Below are 16,344 nucleotides of genomic sequence, written 5' to 3' on the forward strand. Positions count from 1 at the left end.
TATTAAAAGCGGTATTGTAAATTCACAAAGAAACGTCTTTCAGGCGTGTTGTAATAATTGACGCCCGTTACTTCACTTTGCTCATTCTTTACTAAGCTTGATGCAACCGCACCATACTCTTTGTCGAATAAATTTTCTATTCTCGCAGATAATTTAACTGCGTCAGAAAAATCATAATTTGCCGCTAAGTTCACCAAAGTATATGAGTCTAACCTATATGCCTCACCAGTCGGCAAAGATGCTGTACTGTCTCGCTCACCACGGAATTGCAGCTCGGTGATCACTTCAAAATCGTCCCATTGCTTAGCTAGCTGCCAATTGGCTGTGCTCTTTGCAACCTGAGGTAGTGGCTTACCATTGGTGTTATCTTTAGCATTCACAAACGCGTAGTTGAAGTTTGACTCAATACCAAACATCAGTGTGTTCGAAATACTAAGCTCTAAACCTGAATGCTGCGCATTCTCAACATTATCAGGGCCCCAGTTGCCATTAGTATCTTGTCGCCACACTATCTTATTCGTGTAATCCGTTTGGTAAATAGCAAAGTCGATCACAGTGTCAGCTACTGATGCCTTTAAACCAAGCTCAAAGTTATCAGACTCTTCCGGTGAGAGTGCGGGGTTGCCAGATGAAGGGAAGTATAAATCATTAAAAGTAGGCGCTTTATAACCAGTATTATGGGCCAATCTAAATGTAGCATCGCGATGCACTTTATATCCCACTGCTAAACTGTGCGTCACTTCACTACCAAACTGGTCATCGTCGTCATAACGTACGGTTGCCTCTACCAAGGCTTGGTCATATTCATAAACGGTGCCTACGAAAACACCCAGCGTATCGCGCTTACTCTGCACATAGGTAGAAGTCGACTCAGACACATCATCTTCTGTTGCATTTATCCCACCCAAGACAACCCAGTTTTCTTGCACATCAATGTGTCCGTCGTAATTGAGTATATTGCGTTTAGTGACCGTTTTGCTGGCACCAAACTCATTCACATCAACTGATTCATCTTGCGATTTCGTTGCCGTAAATGCATGTGATACATTACCCTGCTGCGTCTCAAAACCGATGCTTAAAAATTGATTATCAAATTTACTTTGGAATACAGTTGCATTGCTAGAGCCAAAGCGACTATCGTAGTTCGTATCCCCTTCACTGCCTTGAAAAGCCGCAAATACTTTACTCTCAGAGGTAATTTGGTACTCAGCCCTAAGCCCTAAACTGGTGTTATCATGGCCATCAGTATCAGGCTGTGTGCCTTGCAACACATCAAAGTTATCTGTTTCTTCATAGCCCAAGTTTGCCAGTACAGTCAACGCGTCACTTTTAAACGAAGTGGCTACTTGAGCATTGCGATAGCTATTACTGCCAAGGGTCATATCTGCTGTTGTATGCTCCGCACGACGCGTAATAATGTTGATCACACCAGCCATCGCATCAGAGCCATAAATTGCAGCTCGAGAGCCTTTCAATATTTCAACACGTTCAATGCTTTGCAAAGGCACTTTTGCGATTGACTTATAGCCTAGTGTTGCTGACCCCACTCGGTTTCCATCAATCAATACCAGAGTGTGCTTTGAGCTGCCGCCTCTTAAAGTCAAACCCGCATTATGGCCAAAACCACCGTTTGAATTAATTTGAATACCCGCTTGCTGAGATAAAAGTGTAACCAGATCGCGTGCGCCACTGCGCTCTATGTCAGTGCGTTCTATCACAGATACAGACGCTAATACGTCTTTTTGCGACTGTTCAATTTTGTTTGCTGTAACAGTAATGCGCTCTATTTCTTGAGTCGCAGATGTGTGAAATGAAACCGCTGCCAATACAGCAGCACTTAGCGCAGAAATTTTTAACATGAAGGTCCCCTACTTTGTGCCCACCGCACAAAGTTCATCAAATGAGTCAAATTCAAGGCCGGTCTCCGGGCTCAACCAATTTAAACAGTTTTACCGTTGCGGGGGCAGCGTTGGCATTGCCAAGTTTTGTCTTGCGCACCAACTTCCCGATTATCCAATATACCGACTATCTATCAGCGTTGTTTGGCACCTCGAAATTCCGCGCATATTGTCTGAGATTTAAGGGGGGATTGTCAATGGACGTCTAGAGTTCCAGTATCATATATTGATCTGGAACCCTGTATTAGAAACCGACTAGTCTCTAAAGTTTTTGAACTGGAATGGCTGGCCCAGATCAGATGTGCGAACCAGCTGCATTACTTCTTGTAAATCGTCACGTTTTTTACCGGTAACACGTACTTCTTCGCCTTGGATAGCCGCTTGTACTTTGAGCTTTGAATCTTTGATAAGCTTAACGACTTTCTTAGCCATATCCTTATCAATACCTTGCTTTAAAGCCACTTTACGAGCAAACGTTTTACCACTGCGCTCAACGTCTTTTAATTCGAAACAACCTACATCTAGTCCACGTTTTGCCGCTTTACCAACAACCATGTCAAACAGCTGCATGACCTGCTGTTCAGATTCAGACTTTAATTGGATAACTTCGTCTTTCAACTCAATAGATGCTTCTACACCTCTAAAGTCATAGCGTGTTTCCAATTCGCGGTTCGCATTATCAACGGTGTTTTTTGCTTCCGTCATTTCTATTTCAGATACAATATCAAAAGAAGGCATTGTTCTCTCCTCAAAACAAATTTACGAGCAATTATAACAATGCTCTGAGGCAATACGATATACTTTTTTGCATGTGCACATAGCTTCTTCTGATCATTGAATATATCTTTGTATGCCCATGAGTATTCAAGTATTTACTATTAAGCCACTTTTAATATTTCGGTGTTATACTGATTTTTCATCGCATAGAAGTTGGAGCAAATGTGACTAGAAAAGTATATAGAACGTTACTTTTACTATTTTTAGTAGTCATCACATATCTTTTTGCAAAAGAAGTGAAAAGTCATGCAATAAGAATAGAACACTTAGATAAAGTCGTGCACTTTGGAGTATTTTTTGCGTTAGCATTTTTCTCTCATCACGCCTTCAGGTTTAGAGTATGGTTTCATATTACTCTATTAATCAGTTATGGTGCGGCTGTCGAATGGATGCAGTCTACACTGCCTTACAGACAAGCCTCCTTAGGAGATTTTATCGCGGATGTGGCAGGAGCTACCAGCTACTTCCTTGCCATATGGATATATCAACGATTTAAACAGCGAAGGCTAAATAATGAGTGAAGTGTATATTCTTGGTTGTGGTGCGATAGGACTGCTACTCGCTGAAAAACTTGCTCAGCGCCACCGTGTCATACTTATCACTCGAGATAGTTCTCAAACTGAATACATGCTAATCAGTGGCCAAAAACAACATCGCCTTAATGTAGACGTTACCACGCTAAAGCAACTGAATAAAAAAATTCAAACATGTATCGTGCCGGTCAAAGCCTATCAAATAGAACAAGCTTTTAAAGATATTTCGCCCCACTTAAGCCATGATGCCAATATTATTCTCAGCCACAATGGCATGTATGATCTCGCTGATATCCAAGCTAACTTGAAGTCAAAACAAGCACTATTTTTTCTCAGTACTGCCATGGGCGGGATGAAACCTGCCCCCAACACCGTAATATTTAAAGGCCCTGGGCTCACTCAGTTAGGAGCCTGTAACTTACCGGCCCAAGATAATCTAAACGATATATATCAGGTGTTGTTCTCACACCATTTTGACCCTTTTGAAACCATTGATGATATCAACTTGATCCGATGGCAAAAGCTTTGTGTCAATATTGCCATCAACCCCTTAACTGCCATTGAGCAGTGTCACAACGGCGCGTTAAGAGCCCCAAAATATGCGAAGCAAGTGTTGAATTTACTTAATGAAGCCTGTGTTATTGCAAATCTAGAAGGGGTCAAATTAAAGTTAAATGAAGAACTCGTGCGAGCCTACAAAGTAATGACTTTAACCGCAAATAATACGTCATCTATGGCACAAGATGTCAAGCTTAAAAGGCGTTCTGAAATAGATGCAATTTGTGGTTTTATTTCTTTAACAGCGCAAAAGCATGGCCACCATGCGGATATAAACGACAAGTTATGGCAGCAAATTAAACAGAAAGAGCAGGCTTGAGCCTGCTCTTTTATTATTTATGGTCTGTATACTTTTACTTTAGTAAAACCATTTTCATGTAAGATCAGTGCTTGCAGTTGACTCATTACCCCTTTACTGCAATATAAGTAATAATCTTTGTCTTGAGGTAAATCACCGAATTTAGTAGCTAAGCGGAAAAACGGTAAATGGATCACTTCAATCCCATCAATTTCCAATGGATCTGCATCTTCCTCTTCTGGAGAGCGAATATCAACGACCACTGCGTTTTGTGGTAATTCTTTTACGTTTTCGGCCTCTTTGACTTCTTCTTTTGCTTCAACTTCAATGTCGCGAATATCTTTAATTACAGCATTATCGACTACGGTATCTAATACATCAAAGTCGAAATTAGCTTCTTCCGCTTCAATTTTCTCAAGTACCGCTTTAACGGTTGGCTTTTTAGAAATCACACCACAGTATTCAGGCATTGCCTCTGCCATTTCACAAGTTCCAATTTCTCTGGCAATGCGAATGATCTCTTCTTTGTCATTCTGAATCAGCGGTCTTAGGATTAAAGTTTCAGTCACGCGATCAATCACGCTTAAGTTTGCCAGTGTTTGGCTGGAAACCTGACCAATGCTCTCGCCTGTAACAAGCGCTTGAATGCCAAGTTTTTGTGCAACCGCGCTTCCTGCTCGCATCATCATACGCTTTAAGATAACACCCATCTGGCTGTTTTCTACGTTTTCCAAAATTTCCGCTACGACAGGTTCAAAATCAACCGTAATAAATTTGACTTTGTGTGTTGAGCTATACTGCTTCCATAGGTAATGACTCACCTGCTTCACACCAATTTCATGTGCCGCGCCACCTAAGTTAAAAAACAAGAAATGCGTGCGAGCGCCTTTTCTGATCATTTGGTAACTGGCAACACCAGAATCAAACCCACCAGACATTAATGACAACACATCTTCTTGAGTAGGCAGTGGGAACCCTCCTAAACCGCGGTATTGAGCACGCACGATATAGGCAAACTGATCCTTAATTTCTATTTTGACCGTTTCTTGTGGTCGCGTTAACTTTACACTAGCTGTATCAACATTTTGATTCAAACCACCACCAACATAACGCTCTACATCACTTGAAGTAAAATCATGCTTACCTTGGCGTTTCACTCGTACACAAAACGTCTTATTTTCAATTTGCTCACGCACGAGTGGTAAAGTATGTTGGTAAATATCATCTAAAGTTTCGAAAGTCACTTCCTGAACTTCTAAAAACAATGTCACACCAGGCACACGTTTTAAGCCATCAATCAGTGCCAAGCGCGTCTTATCATCACTCAACTGACTCACAACCGTAATGTTGTCCCAGTTGTTTTTCACAAAAACTTTCTCATCAACTCGACCCAGCAAAAGCTTGATATTTTTTTCTAAAATTTTAGTGAAACGCTTACGCACCGATTTACTTTTGATGACGATCTCAGGGTGCAGCTTGACGATAAATTTAAGCATATGAAGTTACTCGCTGGTGTGAAACTATAAACGCACAAAACGTTGAATCATTTTAAGGCGCGGGATTATAGCAAACTTATTAAAGACTAGGAAATAATCAGGTTGGTTGGCAAATAGTTTACGGTATTAACGACAGTGCTAGTTGAATACTAGTAATCGATTATAGACATAATGAAAGCTACCAGTGATTGGCTGGCAGCTTGATAATGTGCACTTAAGCGATACTCGGTAAACTCGTATCTGCTTGTTCTTGGTAATAATCACGCAGCTGTGCAATTTTTTCACTGCTCATTTGTGTCGCATAAGGCTTAAATAACATCAATACCTTTACGATTCCGTTGTAAATATCTTTTTGCTCCAGTACACCCGTTAATCTTCTCGCCTTTACATAGGGAGTCCAGAAGCTCACAACCATTTTGAGCATATGTGCAAGTTCATCGACATCATAATCTTCAATATCAATCACTCCTGCACTACGCAAGCCAATAACCACAGCCTTTACCTGCTCAAACAGCTGTGATTGAAACTCAATGTAATCCTTTTTCAACCCTTTATCTCGCGCCAAAATGTCAGTCAGGTTGTCGTAAAAGAAGTGGTATCGCCACATTAATTCAAACAAAGAGTCCAAGTACTGTGTCAATTGCTCCAGAGGCTCATGTTCAATACTCAGTGGTTTAAAATGTGTGCTTAAATGCTCGCTGTAAAGAGAAAAAATATGCCTAATGATGTCTTCTTTGTTTTTAAAGTGATAATACAAATTCCCCGGGCTTATTCCCATATTGGAGGCAATATGATTGGTGGTTATCGCTCGTTCACCATGTAGATTAAACAAGGCAATACTTGTACGAATTATTTTTTCCTTGGTATTCATATCCAACTCTCTTTACACGCTTAATTAATATCACGGCTTGGCGGCCACTTGGTTAATTGAAAATAGCACTAAACATATGCAAGGTTAAATGAGCAAATTTGAAAGCAGACCAGTGAATTTGCTTTAGAAGGCTGCTAACATATCAAAAATTTTTTGTGTTGCAACAATCTGATGAAAGTTATAGCTCTATATCCTGGTACATTTGACCCTCTTACAAATGGGCACTCTGATCTCATAAAACGTGCAGCTAATATGTTTGATACGGTTGTATTAGCCATCGCACACAACCCTTCAAAAAAGCCATGTTTTACCCTTGAGGAACGTGTCGAATTAGCACAACAGGTGCTGCATGACATACCTAATGTCAAAGTCATTGGATTTTCAGGCTTATTAGTTGATCTAGCAAAAGCACAAAATGCCAATGTGCTGATTAGGGGGATCCGTGCCGTCTCTGATTTTGACTATGAGTTTCAGCTTGCCAATATGAATCGTAGACTGTACCCGCAGTTAGAAAGTGTATTTTTAACACCATCAGAGAGAAACTCTTTCATTTCTTCAACTTTAGTCAAAGAAGTTGCACTGCATCACGGAGATGTCAGTGAGTTTGTTGACCCACTGGTCGCGAAAGCACTAAAGGAGAAGCTCCACTCATGAAATTAAAGCATCTCAGTGCTGTCTGTTTATGCACATTATCACTTCACAGCTATGCCGGACCTTGGATATCTGCTGAAGATAGTGCATTAAAGCACTCGATTGATTTGTTGGTCAGCTATGGACTGATCAATCGTCCAGTTAATCAATATCCACTGTTGTGGCAAGGCATTGCACATGACTTACAGCATATCGACTCATCCACTTTGAATGAGGATACAGCTTTTGCCGTCAGCCACCTTCGCCATGCTCTGCAATACGCAAAAAAAGAAACACATTCTGGTATTAAAGCGCATTTTAGGGAAAAACCTAACTCAGATACGGGCATAGGGGATAACCAAAGAGAAAAATCGGGCATTACGACATTCGGTGAAATCACCGGTAGCAACGTCAGCGCTCGCGTTCAGGTTAATTACGCAGATGACGCACTCGATGGCAAGTACGTTAATCATCATGGTAGTCACTTAGCCATTTTATTGGGAGACTGGTCTTTAAGTGCTGAAAGGTTAGACTATTGGTGGGGCCCCGGTAATGAGAGTGCACTGCTCTTATCCAACAATGCAACCCCAATGAAGGCAGTACGTTTAAGTAGAGCCAATACCAATTATCGTGGGCCACAGTTTTTGTCCTTTATTGGACCATGGCAAATTACCGCCATTGCTGCGCGCCACAAACCTAACAATAAATCAGGTGACTTTTGGGGGGCGCGATTCTCTTCAACACCGATCAAAGGGCTAGAGCTAGGCTTTGCGACGACAGGTAGTGACTTTGTTTATACTCAGCTAAGCATTGAAACCGAGCTTAAAAAACAGCGTATTACCAGTCTAGATTTTAAATTTTCATCAATTTTAGGTGGGCAACCCATAGCTTTATACGGCGAATACAGTGGTAACAACGACAACGGCGCACTCCCTGATGAGGCTCTTTTCACTGCCGGTATTGAGAGTTTTTGGGCTGATGAGGATTACCGTGTTAAAGGCTATATCGAATATAGTGATACAACTACAGATTGCTTAGCAGAGTCAGTCAGTTTTCAATGTAACTTCCAGCAAACTGACGCAGGTTCAGACTACAAAGAATACGGCCTATGGCTCGGTGCAACAAGTGGTCCGCAAGCAAAAAGCATCACTTTTGCAGCTGACTACTTTCAAATTGAAGGCTCTGGTGGGTACGCAAAATTGAAATTGACTGAGTTTGAATCTCTTAATATGGACCGAACCTTACTTGAAGTGGGTATCCAGACAGAACTATGGACTGGCCTGTTTAAATCTAGTTTTACGATTTGGCAAGACCAAACTGACCAACAAGACGACACGCACCAAGCGCTGGGTGTAAGTTGGGAATATCAATACTAATTACTAAATCCAAACGCTGCTATGGCATCGCAGTTATAGCAGCCTGTAAATTAAACGACTGCCTTCGAACTTAGGAATTTTCGAGACAGTAATTGCAAGCCAATAAAGTCACGGTTCAGGATCACAACACTGACCATCACCAAATCAACGATGTTCACAGTTGAAGAATAAAAATACCATAATGCCCACGGTTCATATGTCCCCAATAAATGTGAATCAACAAACATCGCAAAAAATAGTAGTGCATTTATCGTTAGACCTATGCAGCAATAGACATAGCATGGATGATTCTTTGCATCTCTGAAGAAGAGGTATTTAGCGAGTATTATCGCCCCAAGGGTGACAACGTCATAAAGAAAATAAACCGCAAAATCGATGGATTCAAAGTTCGCAGGTGTAGTTAAATCACTGAGACTATAGGAGGCAGCGAGAATCGATGCGCAAGCTAAAGCTTGCACATTCTTATTGACGGCCAGTATGTAAAAAGTTACATGCAGCAAACTGGCCATAAAGAACCCCCAAATCACAAGGGCCCCAATGCTTAATCCGAAATAGTCAAATGCCATTATCTACGTTGGGTATATGAAAGGCGCCTTTTAGGGTAATTACCACTAGCGCGACCACCTGAAACCGCTTTCAAATTCTCTAAAGATGTAATTACATTAACAGAAGTTGTCTTTGTTTTTCCAGCATTTTTAGATGAATCTAAGTTTTCGATATTTAAGTTAAACATTGCTTTCCCTCTTTATGAATTTATTCATTTTAGCTGACACAACAATACCTGAAAGCTAAAACTCTAGAAGTCATATTTAAGCAACAAGCAGGCCAAATTAAAACAAAAATAAAACAAAATATTTACCAACGCATCAAACGAACAATAATTAACCTATTGATTTATATGTAAACAAATATAAAAATCCCAATTAAAACAAAAATGAATAATTTAATTGTATATAAATTAATAAAAAAGTTAACATCTCCACAAGTCCCTTCGGCCACCAAAAAAAGTAAAAATACAAAATAAAAACCTATTAAAATCATACGAGTGATAAAATTTAAAATAGATCTACCAGATTATATTCAGCCTACTTATTTGATTTTCACTGAAAATAATAGGGACAAAAATAGATTAAATGACACAATAAAGATAATAAGGTGTAAATTCAAGCGAAACCCTATAAGAATTTCGCTCAATGAAATGAGGAGGGTGTTTATTCTTTTATCGACTGCTTAAAAGCGAGGATAGCTTCACGCACTTGCGGCAAAGATGTGCCGCCCAACGCTTGCCTTGCGGCAATACAAGCGGCAATTTCTAGCCGCGGATAAACATCACTGTCAATTTTTGGGCACACCAATTGAAACTCTTCTAGCGCAAGCTCTTCTAAATTTTTGCCCTGTTCGATGGCTATCTGAACCAGCTGCCCAACAATATGATGCCCCTCTCTAAAAGGCACTCCTTTGGCTACCAAATAATCTGCAAGTTCAGTCGCATTGGCATGTCCACCTTGAGCAGCTTTTAAAGTAGCCTCAGCATTGACTTTTACTCCTTTTATACAAGACTCCGCCATATGTATACATGCGATCCATGTTGGCAATGCATCAAACAGCCCCTCCTTATCTTCTTGCATATCTTTATTGTAGGCCAAAGGCAGTGCTTTAAGCGTCATCATCATGGCACTAAATGCGCCAAATACACGTCCTGTTTTGCCTCGAATTAACTCCAGTGCATCTGGATTTTTCTTTTGAGGCATTAAAGATGAGCCAGAGGTCACGTTATCTGCTAGTTCAATAAAGCCTGACTCACCACTATTATAGAAAATCATATCTTCTGCGAGTCGTGATAAATGCATCATTGAAATAGACGCACAGCTTAAAAGCTCCACCACAAAGTCCCTATCTGAAACCGCATCTAAACTATTACGCGTAGCGCATTTAAATCCCAGTTGTGTCGCCAAATGATCTCTATCAATGGGATAAGCTGTCCCAGCCAATGCCCCCGATCCGAGTGGACATTCGTTAAGACGTTCAATGGCGTCATTCAAGCGCGATATATCTCTGGTTAACATCTCTACATAGGCCATGCACCAATGGCTAAACAGCACAGGTTGCGCACGCTGCAAATGTGTATAACCAGGTAAAATAGTCTCTAACTCTCGCTCAGCCAATTGCACAAGCGCACATTGCAGTGACTTAATTGCCGTGACAATTAGCTCAGCTGTTTGACGTGACCACAAACGAAAGTCAGTAGCAACCTGATCGTTGCGACTACGGCCCGTATGTAGTTTTTTACCTAAATCTCCCACTTTTTCTATCAGCTTTGCTTCTACATAAGAGTGGATATCTTCATAGCCACTGCTTGCTATCGACGCCCTATCTCGCACTGACTCCTCTAGCAGTGAGTTTAGAGCAGCGACAAGCTGCCCACCCTCTTCTGTTGTCAACACTCCGACTTGCTCAAGTGCACCAGCCCATGCAATCGAACCGACAATATCTTGCTCAACCAACTGATAATCAAAAGGTAATGAATCATTAAATTGCTTAAATGCTTGATCTGGACCTGAAGAAAATCGCCCGCCCCATAGTGCCATAACGTATAACTCCTTTATCAATTAGGACTGTTTTTGCTTATTCAAAGCCGCAATTCGGCTTGAAAGCGAGAACAAACGAATAAACCCTTCTGCGTGAGATTGGTCATACACATCATCTTCACCAAATGTAGCAAAGTCTTCACTATATAGGCTATTCACGGATTGCTTTTGAACGGCAACGACTTGTCCTTTATATAGCTTTAGCACCACTTCGCCCGTTGCACCGTCAGCTAATGCCTGTGCAGCAGCCAAAATAGAGTCTTTCAGTGGTGTAAACCAGCGACCATCGTAGACGAGGTGAGAAAACTCACTCGCATACGTTTCTTTCCACTTACGACTTGATTTATCTAGCACCAGTTCATCAATTGCTTGGAGCGCCGCCATAATCACAGTACCACCTGGTGTTTCATAGCAGCCACGAGATTTCATTCCGACAAGGCGATTCTCCACAATATCAACACGGCCAACACCATGTTTAGCAGCAATATCATTGAGCGTCACTAAACATTGATATGGGCTATAACGTTCACCATTAACAGCAACGACTTTACCTTGCTCAACCATCACAGAAACAAACTCTGGTTTATCGGGCGCTTGTTCAGGTGATGAGGTCCAAGTCCAGACTTGATCGCTCGGCTGATTCCATGGGTTTTCAAGTTCTCCGCCTTCGTGAGAAATATGCCAAATATTGGCATCGCGGCTATATATTTTTGTTGCTGATGCAGCACAAGGAATAGCTCTTTTTGCCAGGTAATCAAGTAGTGACTCACGACTAGATAACGTCCACTCTCGCCAAGGTGCAATTACTTTAAGATCAGGTGCTAAGGCAGAAAAACAGGACTCAAAACGAACCTGATCATTACCTTTACCTGTACAGCCATGAGATAGCGCATCAGCACCGACTTTACGGGCTACTTCTACCTGAGCTTTGGCAATGATAGGACGCGCCATCGACGTCCCTAATAAATAAGTGCCTTCATAGATGGCCCCAGTTTGCAAAGTTGGGTAAATATACTCACTTACTAACTCTTCTTTTAAGTCAACGACGTAGCATTCACTGGCACCAGAGGCAATGGCTTTTTCCTCTACACCTGCAAGCTCTTCTTCACCTTGACCAACATCTGCAACGAAGGCGACTACTTCACACCCATAGTTTTCTTTTAACCACGGTACGATGGCAGACGTGTCTAACCCACCAGAATACGCCAAAACAACCTTCTTTACTTCACTCATCTTTTCTTAACCCTTTTAAAATTGCTTGCTTAACAAAGTGACCAGTAGCGCATTCTGGGCATGCATCCGGTTCTCAGCTTGTTGAATAATTTTTGAATTTTCGCCATCCATTACAGCAGACGTAATTTCATACTCTCTATGCGCAGGTTGGCAATGTAATACAGTTTGAGCCCCAGTCTGTTCTAACAGCTGAGTATTAATTTGATATGGCATAAATGTATCTGTGGCTTGTTCCAATGACACATTACTGCCCATTGATACCCAAGTATCTGTATACAATACATTTGCCCCAGCCGCGGCTTCAACTCGGTCACTGATCAAAATACTGGCGCCGTTCACCGCAGCCATCTGCTCTGCTTGCTTGACGATTTGCGCGTCGGGTGAATGACCTTTAGGGCAGACTGCAACAAAGTCAGTGCCTAAACTGGCGGCTAATAGCATCAACGAGTGCGTTACGTTATTCCCCTCCCCCAGATAAGCCAATTTCAAGCCGCTCACATCACCATACACTTCTTGCAATGTCATAAAATCCGCTAGTGCCTGACAGGGGTGATACAAATCACATAAGCTGTTAACTACTGGGACACTGGCATATTCGGCAAGTGTCGACAACGTGCTGTGTTGATTGACTCGGGCGACAATACCATCGGCCCAAGTAGAAATATTCAGCGCAAAGTCTTTTACTGACTCACGACTACCCATCGCACCATTTTGCTGATCTAAATACACAGCATGACCACCGAGTTTATTGATCCCAATATCGAATGATAAACGAGTCCGTAAACTGGGTTTTTCAAATAAAGTAACTATTGATTGCCCAGCCAAAGCCTGCGAAAAATCCTGTGGCTGCGCTTTAATTTGGTGCGCAAGATTAAATAGTTTTAAAAGTGCTGCTTGGTCGAGTTCTAGACCCGAAATAAATGACTGAGTCATGTTATATCCTAAGGTAAAATTTTTGTTCCAACATGGTCGCCTTGTAATAAGGCAATTAAATTTTCAGGCTTTTGCCAACTTGAGATATACACACCACGTCGTAAATGTTGGGCAGCGTGAAGACTGGTCTTAACTTTGACCTCCATCCCGCCCACAATCACCTTCTGTTGTATTAAATTATTGATTTGCTCTGCATCTAGCGAATACAGAGGCTGTTTTTGAGCATCTAACACCGCTTCTACATCGGTCATGAACACCAATTCAGCGCCAATGTTTTGTGCTATGGCAGCTGCAGCCTCATCAGCATTGATGTTATACAAGGCACCATCTTGACCTATCCCAACAGAACTCACTAAAGGAATACGTCCAAGCGCTAATAAGTTATCTAAAAGCCCAAGCCCTTCCTCAGCAACACAAGAACCGACCTGCCCGAGCGCCTTGAGTTTTTGCGTAGCTAGAAACCCCGCCTCATACAAGCAAGTGCCAACAGGCTTGAGTCCCGCAACAATGGCTTGTGACATAAGCTGTTTATTAGCACATCCCGCCAAAGCGCCGACTATGTATGGAAGTTGCTCTTTAGGACTTATCCGCAAGCCTTGATGTTTAGCTGTGGCAAAACCCGCATCTTCTAGCCAGCGATCAACCAGTGCGCCACCACCGTGTACGAGTACAAACTGCTTGTCTTGATCTTTACTCAGGTCGTGTAAAACCTGAAATAGCGAAAGGGCAGCTTGCTCGGTATTCAGTACCGCCCCACCCACTTTGATCACCCAAGTTTTTTTTGTTAATTGATTCATCCTTTTAACCCCAAAGTAGGTGAAAACTCACTGACAATATTCATACATTGAAGTGCTTGGCCCGCTGCGCCTTTCAGTAAATTGTCAATTGCAACAACCACGATTAACTGCTGGTCTTGTTGTTGCCAACCTATATCAACAAATGGGGTGTTTGCCGCGCCTTTAATCGATGGCATGTTTTCGCCTTTGAGACGAATAAGGGGTTCGTCCGCAAGGCATTGATAAGCCGCTTCAACATCATGAGATGTCACGCCTTCTTTTAACTGCACGTAGATAGTTTCCAAAATACCACGTGCAAAATTACCTAAATGTGGCGTAAATAGAACTGGATGATCCAAATACTGGTTGATTTCAGGACCATGACGATGGTTAAACAATCCATATGGCGACAAAGACACTTCACAAAACTGGGTTGTCAATGACGCTTTTCTGCCCGCGCCTGTGACACCGGAAACCGCATTAATAATAATGGGCGATTCAGCAAGTAGCCCAGCATTTTTAAGTGGTTTTAATGCATTTAACGCTGCGGTTGGATAACACCCTGCGACGGCAACCAACTGTGCCTCTTTTATCGCAGCAGAATACCACTCGGCCAATCCATATTGAGCTTCATCTAGCAGTGTTTGATGTGGATGTTCAAATCCATAAAACGCTTGATATTGAGACGCATCAGCCAAGCGAAATCCGCCAGACAAGTCAAAAACCTTCAGACCTAATTCAAGAAATTTTGGAGCCAGAGACACACTTACCTTGTGGTCAGTACAAAGGCAAACGTAATCCGAATGCGCAGCAATCTGCGCAAATGCTTGCTCTGTGAGGGGGGATAATTCGATATCCAGTAACCCACTGTGTTCTGGATATAGAGCGCTCAACTGCTTACCTTTGTCCAGACTGTGTTCGGACACGTAGCAGCTGATCAAATTAAATTCAGGATGATTTGCTAGCAATTTGGCTAATTCTGCACCACTATATCCACTGGCGCCGATAATAGAAACATTTAACATCGATAACTCTTTTTAGTTAGTTGATTGGGGAGTCACACTTGCTATAGATGTCATGTTCTTCGCATCGCCACCCCTAAAATAATTATTCTTCAAAAATGAATTGATATTCATACTAAACAGATATAAATTTTTATGCAACATCTTTGAATAAATATTTTGGAGTATTATGTCAGTACCAGATTTTCTCGACATGTATAAAACCCTCATTGCTAAGCCATCAATCAGCGCCATTGATGAATCGCTAGATCTTAGCAACAAAGCAGTTATCGATGCGCTCGCCAACTGGTGTCGCGATCTCGGGTTTGAAGTAGAGATTACAGAGCTCACCCACGCGCCTGGAAAATACAATTTATTGGCCCGTAGGGAGCCACTTGATAGCAGTAAAAATCATGGCGGGTTAATGCTCGCAGGTCACACAGATACAGTCCCTTTTGACGATTCCCGCTGGCAATCCGATCCCTTTGAACTCACTGAAAAAGACAATAAATTATTTGGCCTTGGTAGCATTGATATGAAGGGCTTTTTCGCATTTGTACTCAATGCCATTTCACAACTTGATCACAAATATCAAAGTGAGCCCTTGATGATCCTCGCCACGGCAGATGAAGAAACGACCATGGCTGGCGCACAGCAAGTTGCCCAGCATACTTCACTCAAACCGAAATACTGTGTGATCGGTGAGCCCACAGACATGGTGCCTGTATTTACTCATAAAGGACATATGAGTAGCGCTATACGTGTCACAGGACGCTCAGGACATAGTTCTGATCCAGACAGAGGTCTTAACGCCATTGAAGTGATACAACAAGTGATCTCAAGATTGTTACATTTAAAAGAAGAATTAAAGAATAAATATTCAATTGAACATTTCGCTGTACCGCACCCAACTTTAAACCTTGGGCATATTCATGGTGGAGACAATGCTAATCGGATTTGCGGCTGCTGTGAACTTCACATTGATATTAGACCATTGCCAGGTCTGAGCATCATTGAACTTGAGCAGATGCTATTAAATGCACTCAAGCCGATTAATGAGCAATTTCCTGGATGTGTCGATGTCATTGCGCTTCATGACCCAATACCTGCTTTTAGTGGACGCACAGATTCTGGGCTCGTGAAGTTAGCTGAAAAACTCTCGAAGCAAAAAGCCATTGCTGTGAATTACTGCACTGAAGCGCCCTTCTTGCAACAGTTGGGCTGTGAGACGATTGTCATGGGTCCGGGCTCAATTAACCAAGCCCACCAGCCGGACGAGCATTTAGATATGGATAAGATCATCCCAAGTCAAAATGTGATTTTAGATTTAATCGAAAAGTGTTGCTTTACGAAAGAAAAAGCCAGCTAATTGCTGG

Annotated in this window: 14 protein-coding genes, 1 pseudogene and 1 riboswitch; of the genes and pseudogenes, 5 read left to right on the plus strand and 10 right to left on the minus strand. The window is 41.9% G+C overall.

The features are described 5' to 3' along the window. Positions 1-2 precede the first annotated feature (2 nt). Positions 3-1,859: a TonB-dependent receptor domain-containing protein gene (locus S4054249_RS18335; RefSeq protein WP_046355660.1), complete on the minus strand. Its 1,857-nt coding sequence runs from the start codon at positions 1,857-1,859 to the stop codon at positions 3-5. A 39-nt stretch (positions 1,860-1,898) separates the two neighbouring features. Further along, a riboswitch (cobalamin riboswitch) is annotated at positions 1,899-2,068 on the minus strand. A gap of 85 nt (positions 2,069-2,153) precedes the next feature. Next, on the minus strand, positions 2,154-2,636 hold the full coding sequence (locus S4054249_RS18340) for a YajQ family cyclic di-GMP-binding protein (protein ID WP_046355661.1): 483 nt from the start codon (positions 2,634-2,636) through the stop codon (positions 2,154-2,156). Between the two features lie 203 nt (positions 2,637-2,839). On the opposite strand from S4054249_RS18340, the gene S4054249_RS18345 reads away from it, so the two are divergent. Both S4054249_RS18345 and S4054249_RS18350 read left to right on the plus strand, forming a co-directional pair. Beyond that, positions 2,840-3,196: a VanZ family protein gene (locus S4054249_RS18345; RefSeq protein WP_046355662.1), complete on the plus strand. Its 357-nt coding sequence runs from the start codon at positions 2,840-2,842 to the stop codon at positions 3,194-3,196. After that, positions 3,189-4,085, plus strand: coding sequence for a ketopantoate reductase family protein (locus S4054249_RS18350; RefSeq protein WP_046355663.1), 897 nt, complete (start codon positions 3,189-3,191; stop codon positions 4,083-4,085). Before S4054249_RS18345 ends, S4054249_RS18350 begins: the two co-directional genes overlap by 8 nt. 17 nt (positions 4,086-4,102) lie before the next feature. Here the strand turns inward: S4054249_RS18350 and thiI are convergent, their stop codons facing one another. Continuing rightward, the gene (gene thiI, locus S4054249_RS18355) at positions 4,103-5,560 is read right to left on the minus strand and encodes a tRNA uracil 4-sulfurtransferase ThiI (RefSeq protein WP_046355664.1); all 1,458 of its coding nucleotides are present in this window, start codon (positions 5,558-5,560) and stop codon (positions 4,103-4,105) included. Between the two features lie 214 nt (positions 5,561-5,774). Then, positions 5,775-6,431: a TetR/AcrR family transcriptional regulator gene (locus S4054249_RS18360; protein WP_046355665.1), complete on the minus strand. Its 657-nt coding sequence runs from the start codon at positions 6,429-6,431 to the stop codon at positions 5,775-5,777. Between the two features lie 171 nt (positions 6,432-6,602). Here S4054249_RS18360 and coaD point away from each other — a divergent pair, with 171 nt between their 5' ends. Both coaD and S4054249_RS18370 read left to right on the plus strand, forming a co-directional pair. Beyond that, entirely contained in the window at positions 6,603-7,085 is a 483-nt protein-coding gene (coaD, locus tag S4054249_RS18365) for a pantetheine-phosphate adenylyltransferase (RefSeq protein ID WP_046355666.1), read from the plus strand. Then, positions 7,082-8,437, plus strand: a complete 1,356-nt coding sequence (locus tag S4054249_RS18370; protein WP_046355667.1) for a capsule assembly Wzi family protein — start codon at positions 7,082-7,084, stop codon at positions 8,435-8,437. The genes coaD and S4054249_RS18370 overlap by 4 nt, the downstream gene beginning before the upstream one ends. A gap of 50 nt (positions 8,438-8,487) precedes the next feature. Here S4054249_RS18370 and S4054249_RS18375 read toward each other — a convergent pair whose 3' ends face one another. From S4054249_RS18375 to argC, 6 genes and pseudogenes are all read right to left on the minus strand, one after another. Then, the gene (locus S4054249_RS18375) at positions 8,488-9,003 is read right to left on the minus strand and encodes a hypothetical protein (protein WP_052960936.1); all 516 of its coding nucleotides are present in this window, start codon (positions 9,001-9,003) and stop codon (positions 8,488-8,490) included. Positions 9,004-9,663: 660 nt separating this feature from the next. Beyond that, positions 9,664-11,025 (minus strand): annotated as a pseudogene (argH, locus tag S4054249_RS18380) (argininosuccinate lyase); the annotation flags it as partial. A 21-nt stretch (positions 11,026-11,046) separates the two neighbouring features. After that, positions 11,047-12,258, minus strand: coding sequence for an argininosuccinate synthase (locus tag S4054249_RS18385; protein ID WP_046355670.1), 1,212 nt, complete (start codon positions 12,256-12,258; stop codon positions 11,047-11,049). A gap of 15 nt (positions 12,259-12,273) precedes the next feature. Continuing rightward, positions 12,274-13,191: an ornithine carbamoyltransferase gene (locus S4054249_RS18390; protein WP_046355671.1), complete on the minus strand. Its 918-nt coding sequence runs from the start codon at positions 13,189-13,191 to the stop codon at positions 12,274-12,276. A gap of 8 nt (positions 13,192-13,199) precedes the next feature. Beyond that, positions 13,200-13,988, minus strand: coding sequence for an acetylglutamate kinase (locus tag S4054249_RS18395; protein ID WP_046355672.1), 789 nt, complete (start codon positions 13,986-13,988; stop codon positions 13,200-13,202). Then, on the minus strand, positions 13,985-14,992 hold the full coding sequence (argC, locus tag S4054249_RS18400) for an N-acetyl-gamma-glutamyl-phosphate reductase (RefSeq protein ID WP_046355673.1): 1,008 nt from the start codon (positions 14,990-14,992) through the stop codon (positions 13,985-13,987). Before argC ends, S4054249_RS18395 begins: the two co-directional genes overlap by 4 nt. 166 nt (positions 14,993-15,158) lie before the next feature. Between argC and argE the strand changes: the two genes are divergently transcribed. Continuing rightward, positions 15,159-16,337 carry an acetylornithine deacetylase gene (argE, locus tag S4054249_RS18405; protein WP_046355674.1) on the plus strand — a complete coding sequence of 393 codons (1,179 nt, stop codon included), beginning with the start codon at positions 15,159-15,161 and terminating at the stop codon, positions 16,335-16,337. The last annotated feature ends 7 nt before the right edge of the window (positions 16,338-16,344 follow it).

The sequence above is a fragment of the Pseudoalteromonas luteoviolacea genome (assembly GCF_001750165.1).
Classification (GTDB): Bacteria; Pseudomonadota; Gammaproteobacteria; order Enterobacterales; family Alteromonadaceae; genus Pseudoalteromonas; species Pseudoalteromonas luteoviolacea_G.